Source organism: Microbacterium sp. HSID17254 (assembly GCF_003989315.1).
Classification (GTDB): Bacteria; Actinomycetota; Actinomycetes; order Actinomycetales; family Microbacteriaceae; genus Microbacterium.
In genome coordinates this window covers 1-8703 of sequence record NZ_RBLT01000063.1, presented here as the reverse complement: position 1 = coordinate 8703, position 8703 = coordinate 1, and the positions used below count along the sequence as shown (strand labels likewise).

Genomic DNA, 8703 nt, shown 5'->3' with positions numbered 1-8703 from the left:
CGACGGAGATCGCCGAGGAGGCGGGTGCGCTCGCCCGTACCCGACGCCGGGAGGGCGTCCGGCTCGCGGCGACCAAGTCGACGCTCGCCGACATCGTGACCGAGGCGGACCGCGAGGTGGAGGCGCTCATCCGCGAGCGACTGCGCGCGGCGCGGCCGGCGGACGGTTTCCTCGGCGAGGAGTCGGGGGCGGCCACCGGCGACAGCGGCATCACGTGGGTGGTCGACCCCATCGACGGCACGGTGAACTACGCCTACGGCATCCCCGCGTACAACGTGAGCATCGCGGCCGTCAGCGGCCCTCCGGAGCCCGACGCATGGGAGGCGCTGGCCGCCGCCGTGCACGCGCCCGCCATCGGCGAGACCTTCGCGGCCGCTCGCGGGCACGGTGCCTGGTCGGACGGCGTCCGGCTCGCGGTGACCGCGGTGACCGACGCCGGAGCACTCCTGGCGACCGGGTTCGGCTACGACCCGGCGACGCACGACGGCGACCTCGCGACGGTCCGCCGGGTGATGCCCATCGCCCGGGATCTCCGCCGTATGGGTTCGGCGGCCCTGGACCTGGCCTACGTGGCGGCGGGCCGACTGGACGGATACTTCGAGCGCGGCCTCAAACCGTGGGATCACGCGGCGGGTGCCCTGCTCGTCCAGGAAGCGGGTGGGCGCGTGAGCCGGATCGACCGGGAATCGCCGCGGCCCTTCCTGATCGCGGGTGGCGTGACCGTGCACGACCGACTCCGGGATATCCTCGATGAGGAAAAACCCTGACCGATCCATGGCTTTCACAGGAGGATCGGGGTAGTGTTTACCCGATCGTTACTTTCACCACCCGAAGGTGAGAGTTGTCATTGCGCCCCCGAGCATCACGAACGACCGAGAGATTAGCTTTGCCCTTCGAGAACCCCCAGGCTGCCGCTGCGCCCACGCGCCGGTCCAGCCGCCCTCGCACTGCGGCCTCCGAGGCCTCGGCGAGCGGGTCGACGGCACCCCTCGCTGACGCGGAGACCGTGATCGCCCTCGCTGCTGTCATCCCCCTGTCCCGTCGCGCCGCGCGTCAGCGCCAGGCCGAGGTGCCCCCGGTGCCGGTCGCACCCGAGGAGCCCTTCATCGCCGCGGCTGCACCCGCCATCGCCGATGTCCCCGCGGTGCCCGTCGTCGCCGAGATCGTCGAGAAGTCCGAAGACACGGTCCCGGTCGAGGACATCGCCCCGGCATCCGAGCCCTTCGTCGCCGAGGCTGACGCCGAGGGCGACGCCTTCGAGCGGGCTTCCCGCGCGTTCCGCACCACCGGCTCCATCCCGACTGCGTCGACGTCCCGGCGTTCGGCCTTCGTCGCGAACGCCGCATCGCAGGCCGCGCCGAAGATCGACACCGCCGGCCTCGCGGCCGTCGGTCCTCACCGCACCCGCCGCATCCGCAAGACCCTCGCCGCCGGTGCCACCGTCGGCGCGATGGGGCTCGCCGGACTCCTGGCCGTGTCCATGACCCTGCCCGCGGAGGCCGTCGCGGCCGCCCAGGGCGGATCCCTCGCCTCGACGTCCCTCGTCACCGCGGCCGCCGCCGACGCGGCAGGCTCGGCGGACGACGAGATCCAGGCTTTCGTCGCGCCGTCGGGCGTGCAGAACGAGCCGCTCTCGCGCGCCGACAACTTCAGCACGGTCTCGCTCGTCGAGGTCGCCGCCGAGCAGGGCATCAACTACTCCGGTGAGATCTTCACGAATGACCCGGACGCCGCCATCCAGTGGCCGTTCCTCGTCGGAGTGGGCATGAGCTACGGCTACGGCATGCGCAGCGGCCGCCTCCACGAGGGCATCGACTTCGTGCCGGGCAACGGTGCGCCCATCCAGGCGATCGCCGACGGCACCGTCCGCATCGCGACCGAGCAGGGTGCCGCCTACGGTGTCACGGTCTACATCGACCACGTCATCGACGGCTCGGTCATCACGAGCCACTACTCGCACATGCAGTACGGCTCGCTGCAGGTGAAGGCGGGCGACAAGGTCAAGGTCGGCGACATCGTCGGCAAGACCGGTAACACCGGCCGCTCCTACGGGGCGCACCTGCACTTCGAGCTCATCGTGAACGGGACGACCATCGACCCGATGCCGTGGCTCAAGAAGAACGCCGGACGCACGTCGCTCACCTCGGAGGAGTGACCGTCTCGATTTCATGAGGACGCCACAGTGATGGTATTCTCGTGTGGTTGCCCCGCGAGGGGCAGCACGCCCCGATAGCTCAGTGGCAGAGCACTTCCATGGTAAGGAAGGGGTCGTCAGTTCAATCCTGACTCGGGGCTCGGAGTTCGCATCTGCGATGCGGATGCCGTGCGGCAGGGTAGCTCAGTTGGTGAGAGCGCACGACTCATAATCGTGAGGTCGCGGGTTCAAGCCCCGCTCCTGCTACAGAATGAAACCCCCGGAACCTCCCGGGGGTTTATCTGTTTGGTCCGCGTGGCCTCCCACTGTAGAGCAACTTGCTGAGCCGATGTACTGCGACCTTCTGTCGTAGCCTGCTATGTGACGCCGCCGCGCAGAGCGACACAGGGCTGCTTGCGAGTACGCCGCCCTTGCGGCTGCCCAAGAACCCGCTCGGCCCGAAGCGGTTGCGAAGTGGCGGACCGCGGTGCAGACTCAAGCGGAGCAGGGCCATCGACTCGTGACTGCGTTGGCGTCAGGTCAGCCGTAATGATCCGTGGCTGAAAAGAGGGACATGGCGCAGGCGGCCGCTGACTTGAACCGACAGCGCACTCTGTCGGTAGGCAGGCAAGAGTTGGGGCGCGACTTCAGCTTGAGATTGGCCGACTGAAGTCCGAGGCTTTGGGCCTGCTGTGCCCAAAAAGCGCAAGGGGGATTAGGAGAGGCTACATGCGAGGTCAATGGACGAGAAGCACCGTCAAGTGGCTCGCGCTGACAGCCGCAGGTCTCACGTTCCTCAGCAGTCTTGCGATGCTCGCGATAGGCATTGTGAGTGCTGATGCTGCTTTCATCGGATTCGCAACTGCGTGCGTTCCAGCCTCGCTCGCTGCTGTGGCGGTGATTCTCGGCGTCGAGACGTGGGCGGACGCCCGAGCTGCGGCCCTCGACGAAAAGTCGCGTGAGGCGCTTGAGCAGTTCATCACGATTTCCGCAACGGTTATTCCTAATGGACTCAATCTGGCGGGCATTGACATACCTATGCGTGCGAACATCGCGACATGGGGTTCCCCGCAGCTACTGCGAAAGCTCGCGGAGCGAACGCGCCTCATCGACGAGATTGCTTCTGAGTTTGCCGCCGACGTGGAACGTGCGCGCGAGCTGGCGGGTGATCCGGATGCGACGGTGGTAGTGGACATAGGTGACCGCAAGGCGCAACTAGCGCAGCTGACCGCTGAGGCGGTGGCCCTCGCGCGTGCCGAACTCGGGCTCGTTGCAGTTTCACCCGCCGAGGTCTACGGAGTGCTCTACGGCAGTGTAAACGGCCTTCGCTACGATGAGATCCCGCCGATTGGGACGCCGCCACCGAAACTGACGACGATCAACGACCCGACCACAACAAGTTCCTAATGACGAAGCAGTCGCGGGATGCCGGAGCAAGGGGTCTGGTCCGCGGGCCACGGGACTGGAAGCGGCGCGGCTGGGCTACTAAAGATGAAAACCCCCGGAACCTCCCGGGGGTTTTGTCGTCTCCGACCTCCGTGCCGGGATACCGTCCTCACCCGCGCGGAGCGCCTTAGAGTGTGACGCGTCGGCCACCCAGCCGGCCACCGAGATGGCGGGCATCGAGGGACGAGGTCTGCCGTGTCTGCGCCCGATCGCCGTGCGAGCATCGTGTTCCGGGACGCCCGGCGCGCCCTGGAGGAGGCGGTCGCGGAGGGCCGCGGCCACTGCCTCGGGCTGGAGACGCTCGCGCCGCAGGAGTCGTGGGACGTGCTGGTCGCCGAAGGGTACGGGCGCGCGCTGCTGACCGGTGCCCTCGCCGGTGCCCTCGCCGGGCTGCGGCGGCACGGCGTGACCGTCGCCGACGTGCTGAGCTGTCCTGCGGTCCCTCTCGGGGTCGAGCTCGGGCCGATATCCCTCCGGCTCGTCATGGGGTGGCTCGCGGTCGGCGTGGCCGAGATGGACGATGCCGTCGTGTCGCGGACGATGGTGGCCGGTGTCGCCGACGACCTCATCGGTGCCTCCGATGCGGCCCTGGCCGTCGGCGATGCGCACCGGGTGGCCGTGCTGGTGTTCTCGATCGCGGCGGTCGGCACCCACGCCGTCTGGCGTGCGGGGTGACGCGCGCTGTCAGCGCTGAGGGGCGAACGCGTCGGGTGCGGAGGTGCGGACGCGACCGCGGATGAAGATCATCAGCACGAGACCCACGACGACCACCACGATGTTCCCCAGAGCCGCGAACGCCGTCAGCCCACCCTCGGCGGGGTGCAGCGTCTGCAGGAAGATGCTCGGGTCGGTGCTGGCGTGCAGGAGGATCGGGGCGAAAATGGTCCGGGTGACGCGGAGCGCGAGGTACATGCAGATGCCGAACGCGAACGTGTACACGAGCTGGAAGAGCGTCGGCAACAGATCCTGACCGGTCAGCAGGTTCCCCGAGTGCAGCGCGGCGAAGACGGCGGACGAGACGACGGCGACGACGAGCTCGCGCGCCCCCGCGTCGCGCATCATCTTCACGACGAGGCCGCGGGTGAGGACCTCTTCCGCGAAGCCGATGGCGAGTCCCGCGAGCAGCCAGGTCGCGACCACATCCAACCCGACGCTGCCATAGTCGATCGTGAGGAAGCGGAGGACGTTGAACAGCAGGACGGCGACGATCGCGATCCACATCCATCCCGCTCCCCGGATCGGCTGGCGCCCGAACACGGGGCGCCACCACCCGACCGAGGCGATGAACCCGATGAGCAGGAGACCCCCGACGAGGATCGGAAGGACGTCGTAGACGAGGACGCCGGCTGCGCTGGCCGGGTCGTCGACCTGCGCGGCCAGCGGGAGGAAGGCGAGCGAGAACAGCTGATAGAGGCCGTAGTACACCGCCGCGAGCAGGAGAGCGCGCCACCAGCCTCCGCAATCCCAGAAGCGCTGCCAGGCGGAACGGTGCGGTGCGGCGTCGATCACGGGTGCTCCTCGAAGGGGGAAGGGGCGGACGGCTCTAGTCTGGTGGTTCCGTGCCGGACCCGACGAAAGCGCCGGACGACACGCCGTGTCAACCCCCTCGGCCCCGGGAAGCCGCCCGCTCAGACTGGCCGTCCGGATCCCCAACGTCAGGAGGCGCCATGTCCGACACGTCGAACAGCCAGGAGAACCAGGAGGAGATCGAGGCCATCGGCGTCGACCCCGACTTCGTCACCACCGACCACGACCCCGAGCCCGACGAGCTTCCGGCGACGGGCGGCGGGGAGGACGACGACGACGTCGACGTCGCCGACCTCCCCTAGCGCGGGCTACTTGCCTGCGGGCGCCGAGCCGGTCTCTCCCGGCTCGGCGTCCGCGCGTGCGGCGTCGACCCGCCCTCCGGCGCGGAGCTCGGCCTCCAGGCGCTCGGCCTCCTCGCCGCTGATCGCCTCACCGCGGGCCACGAGACCGGCCTGATCCGACAGCGGGATCTGCTTGAGGAACAGCGACAGGATGAGCGCGAGCGCGATGAAGGGCACGAGGTACCAGAACACCGGCGCGAGCGCGTCCGCGTACGCCGTGACGATGCCGTCGCGCACCTCGTCCGGCAGACTGTTCAGCGTGGCGGGGTCGATCGTGGATGCGGCCTGGGACGCGGCCTCGGGGGATGCCCCGGCGCCGGCGAACACGCCGAGGAGGTTCTCCGTCAGCCGCGTGGTGAAGATCGTGCCGAACACCGCGGTCCCCAGCGAGGCGCCGACCTCGCGGAAGTAGTTGTTCGTGCTCGTGGCGGTGCCGATCTCGCCTGCCGGGACGGCGTTCTGCACGACGAGCACGACGACCTGCATGATGAGGCCGAGCCCGGCGCCGAAGACGAACAGGAACGCGCAGATCAGCCAGATCGGCGTCTCCGCCGACAGGGTGGTCATGGCGACCATCGCGATGCCGGTGATGATGGTGCCGAGGATCGGGTAGATCTTGTACTTCCCGGTCTTCGAGATCGCGATGCCGGAGAAGATCGAGGTCCCCATGAGGCCCACCATCATCGGGATCATCAGCAGCCCCGACGCGGCGGCGGACGTTCCGGACGACATCTGCAGGAATGTCGGGACGAAGCCGATCGCCGCGAACATGCCGATGCCGAGGACGAGGCCGATCGCGGTGGCGTTCACGAAGATCGGGTTGCGGAAGAGGCTGAGCGGGATGATCGGGTCCTGCACGCGCGACTCGGTGATGACGAACGCCGTCGCCGACACCACGAGGCCGGCGCCCCAGGCCCAGGTCGCCAGGGAATCCCAGCCGAACGCGGCGTCGCCGCCGAAGTCGGTGAAGAAGATGAGGCACGTCGTGGCAGCGGACAGGAAGAGCACGCCGAGGATGTCGATCGGCTTCTCCGCCTTCTTGCTGGGGAGCTTCAGCGCTACGAGGGCGATGAGGAACGCCGCGATGCCGACCGGGATGTTGATGTAGAACGCCCACTGCCAGGTCATGTGGTCGACGAAGAAGCCGCCGAGGAGCGGTCCGGCGACCGCGGAGAGGCCGAACACCGCACCGAGCGGGCCCATGTACTTGCCGCGCTCGTTGGCGGGCACGATGTCGGCGATGATCGCCTGCGAGAGGATCATGAGCCCGCCGCCACCGAGGCCCTGGAGGGCACGGAAGACGACGAACATCCAGAAGTCCGTCGCGAAAGCGCAGCCGACCGAGGCGAGCGTGAACAGGGCGATGGCGACGAGGAACAGCGACCGCCTGCCCAGCACGTCGCCGAACTTGCCGTAGATCGGCATGACGATGGTGGTGGCGAGCAGGTAGGCCGTGGTGATCCAGACCTGATGGTCGACGCCGCCGAGCTGGCCGACGATGGTGGGCATCGCGGTCGACACGATCGTCTGGTCGAGGCTCGCGAGCAGCATGCCCGCGATCAGGGCGCTGAAGATGATCCAGATGCGGCGCTTCGTCAGGAGGAAGGGCGCATCCGCGGTGGCGGTGGCGGACATCAGTGGGCTTTCTGTGAAGGGGAGTAGAGGTCGCGCGCGAGGCGCAGCCGGCGGGTGATGAGGTCGGCGAACGGTTCGGTGGAGTGGTGGTGCAGCAGCTGCTCCATGCACAGGCGCACGAGCGCGCCGACGGAGTGGACGAGCACCTCCGCGCGCAGCTCCGCGTCCGGCTCCGTGCCGATGCGGCGGGCCACGAGGGCGATGTCGCGGCGCTCGTGCTTCTCCTGCTGCTCGAAGGCGGCCCGCAGCAGCCGCGGCTCCTGCTCGATGACGGCGAACAGCTCCGCGGCGTGCTCGATGGGATCGAAGAGGGCGAACCGCTCGATGGTGAGCTGCACGAAGTCGTCCAGGAGATCGCCCTCGCGGTCGAGGAAGGCCGCTTCGAGCTCCTCCTGGCGGGAGTCGATGACGGCGAAGCCGAAGACCGCGTTCTCCTTGCTCTCGAAGTAGTTGAAGAACGTGCGCCGCGAGACCCCGGCGTCGGCGCACAGCTCCTCGACGGTGAAGCCCGCGAAGCCCCGCTCGGTGGTCAAGCGGCGCGCGGCTTCGGTGAGCGCGCGCGTGGTCCGACGCTTGCGCTGCTCCCGGGTGGATTCTGCACTGTTCTCCATAGAGTGCAACTTTGCACTCTGAACCTTGGAGTGCACTGAGAGCTGCCGCCGAGAGGCGAGCCGAAATTCGTTCGGAGAAGTTTGTGACATTCTGTGCTCCCCGACCGTCTTAGTGGTGTCGTGAGAACACGGCCCGCGCGGGAACCGCGTGGTCACACGGATGAAGGAGCTCGAGATGGCGAACGTGACTGGGGGCACCCAGCCCAAGGCTCAGGTCGTTCCGGCGTCGCAGGGGGCGGCGGGGAAGACCACGATCGAGGATGCGGTGGTCGCGAAGATCGCCGGCATCGCGGCACGAGAGGTGGACGGGGTCTACGCGCTCGGCGGCGGCGCCGCACGCATGATGGGCGCCATCCGCGACGCCCTCAACACGACCGACCTCGCGCAGGGGATCAGCGTCGAGGTGGGCGAGACGCAGGTGGCCGTCGACGTGACGATCGTCGCGGAGTACCCCGTGTCCCTGCAGAAGGTGGCCGACCAGGTGCGGGCCGCGATCCACCGGGCCATGGTGGAGCTGGTGGGCATGGAGGTCGCCGAGGTGAACGTGACCGTCAACGACGTGCACATCCCCTCCGAGGACGACGACGAGGCTCCGGAGGCGCGAGTCCAGTGAACGCCTCGGTGATCGGCGGAGCTGCGGCGACGGTGCTCGCGCTGACCTGGATCGTCTGGGGGTTCTGGGCGTTCCTGCTCGTCACCCTCGCGATGCTCGTCGGTGCGGTCGTCGGCCGCATCGTCGACGGTCGCCTGGACGTGCGGGCGCTCGCCGACGTGGTGCGCGGGCGGCGATCGTCCTCATGAGCGTCGCAGTGACGGACGGGCCGACGACCGTGGCGGGGGCCACGGTCGTCGAGGCCCGGGCGCTGCATCGGCTCGCGCTGGGGATCGTCGGCGATGTCGCCGGAGTCGGCGCGGGAGACGCGAGCGTCGACCTCGCCGACAGCCGCGGCGACCTGCGGGTCTCCGTGGCGGTCCCGGTCGTCCTGGGGAGCCGCGGGGGCGGTCCCGA

The 8703-nt window shown here is 68.7% G+C and carries 11 protein-coding genes and 2 tRNA genes; 10 read left to right on the top strand and 3 right to left on the bottom strand.

The annotated features are described in order from the left end of the window. Positions 1–8 precede the first annotated feature (8 nt). The 6 genes from D8M34_RS17190 (at position 9) to D8M34_RS17165 (ending at position 4255) form a co-directional block, all read left to right on the top strand. Positions 9–767 (top strand): inositol monophosphatase family protein, encoded by a 759-nt coding sequence (locus D8M34_RS17190; RefSeq protein WP_238695703.1) that lies wholly within the window; start codon positions 9–11, stop codon positions 765–767. Positions 768–1006: 239 nt separating this feature from the next. Then, entirely contained in the window at positions 1007–2155 is a 1149-nt protein-coding gene (locus D8M34_RS17185) for a M23 family metallopeptidase (protein WP_238695702.1), read from the top strand. A 68-nt stretch (positions 2156–2223) separates the two neighbouring features. Next, positions 2224–2295 (top strand) — tRNA-Thr (locus tag D8M34_RS17180). A gap of 32 nt (positions 2296–2327) precedes the next feature. Next, positions 2328–2401: transfer RNA gene (locus tag D8M34_RS17175), tRNA-Met, on the top strand. A 462-nt stretch (positions 2402–2863) separates the two neighbouring features. Continuing rightward, positions 2864–3541: a hypothetical protein gene (locus D8M34_RS17170; protein ID WP_126894622.1), complete on the top strand. Its 678-nt coding sequence runs from the start codon at positions 2864–2866 to the stop codon at positions 3539–3541. Positions 3542–3775: 234 nt separating this feature from the next. Continuing rightward, complete coding sequence (locus D8M34_RS17165) at positions 3776–4255, top strand: hypothetical protein (RefSeq protein WP_126894621.1); 480 nt, start codon at positions 3776–3778, stop codon at positions 4253–4255. Between the two features lie 9 nt (positions 4256–4264). On the opposite strand, the gene D8M34_RS17160 is transcribed toward D8M34_RS17165, so the two are convergent. Next, positions 4265–5089, bottom strand: a complete 825-nt coding sequence (locus tag D8M34_RS17160) for a CPBP family glutamic-type intramembrane protease (protein ID WP_238695701.1) — start codon at positions 5087–5089, stop codon at positions 4265–4267. A 158-nt stretch (positions 5090–5247) separates the two neighbouring features. Here D8M34_RS17160 and D8M34_RS18905 point away from each other — a divergent pair, with 158 nt between their 5' ends. Further along, a complete protein-coding gene (locus D8M34_RS18905) occupies positions 5248–5409 on the top strand; it encodes a hypothetical protein (protein ID WP_153245006.1) in 162 nt (53 codons plus the stop codon). Positions 5410–5415: 6 nt separating this feature from the next. On the opposite strand, the gene D8M34_RS17155 is transcribed toward D8M34_RS18905, so the two are convergent. Together D8M34_RS17155 and D8M34_RS17150 are read right to left on the bottom strand one after the other, a co-directional pair. Then, positions 5416–7083 (bottom strand): MDR family MFS transporter, encoded by a 1668-nt coding sequence (locus D8M34_RS17155; RefSeq protein ID WP_126894620.1) that lies wholly within the window; start codon positions 7081–7083, stop codon positions 5416–5418. Continuing rightward, on the bottom strand, positions 7083–7694 hold the full coding sequence (locus tag D8M34_RS17150) for a TetR family transcriptional regulator (protein WP_126894619.1): 612 nt from the start codon (positions 7692–7694) through the stop codon (positions 7083–7085). Before D8M34_RS17150 ends, D8M34_RS17155 begins: the two co-directional genes overlap by 1 nt. 175 nt (positions 7695–7869) lie before the next feature. Between D8M34_RS17150 and D8M34_RS17145 the strand changes: the two genes are divergently transcribed. From D8M34_RS17145 to D8M34_RS17135, 3 genes are all read left to right on the top strand, one after another. Continuing rightward, a complete protein-coding gene (locus D8M34_RS17145) occupies positions 7870–8307 on the top strand; it encodes an Asp23/Gls24 family envelope stress response protein (RefSeq protein ID WP_025104399.1) in 438 nt (145 codons plus the stop codon). Further along, positions 8304–8495, top strand: coding sequence for a DUF2273 domain-containing protein (locus tag D8M34_RS17140; protein WP_025104398.1), 192 nt, complete (start codon positions 8304–8306; stop codon positions 8493–8495). The genes D8M34_RS17145 and D8M34_RS17140 overlap by 4 nt, the downstream gene beginning before the upstream one ends. After that, the coding region (locus D8M34_RS17135) for a hypothetical protein (RefSeq protein ID WP_148113074.1) at positions 8492–8703 on the top strand (212 nt) is incomplete at its 3' end. The genes D8M34_RS17140 and D8M34_RS17135, both read left to right, overlap by 4 nt.

Bases quoted from the DNA above. Each gene is read 5' to 3' on its own strand.
- D8M34_RS18905 (WP_153245006.1), top strand. From the start codon at position 5,248: ATGTCCGACACGTCGAACAGCCAGGAGAACCAGGAGGAGATCGAGGCC.
- D8M34_RS17145 (WP_025104399.1), top strand. From the start codon at position 7,870: ATGGCGAACGTGACTGGGGGCACCCAGCCCAAGGCTCAGGTCGTTCCG.
- D8M34_RS17150 (WP_126894619.1), bottom strand. From the start codon at position 7,694: ATGGAGAACAGTGCAGAATCCACCCGGGAGCAGCGCAAGCGTCGGACC.
- D8M34_RS17170 (WP_126894622.1), top strand. From the start codon at position 2,864: ATGCGAGGTCAATGGACGAGAAGCACCGTCAAGTGGCTCGCGCTGACA.
- D8M34_RS17155 (WP_126894620.1), bottom strand. From the start codon at position 7,083: ATGTCCGCCACCGCCACCGCGGATGCGCCCTTCCTCCTGACGAAGCGC.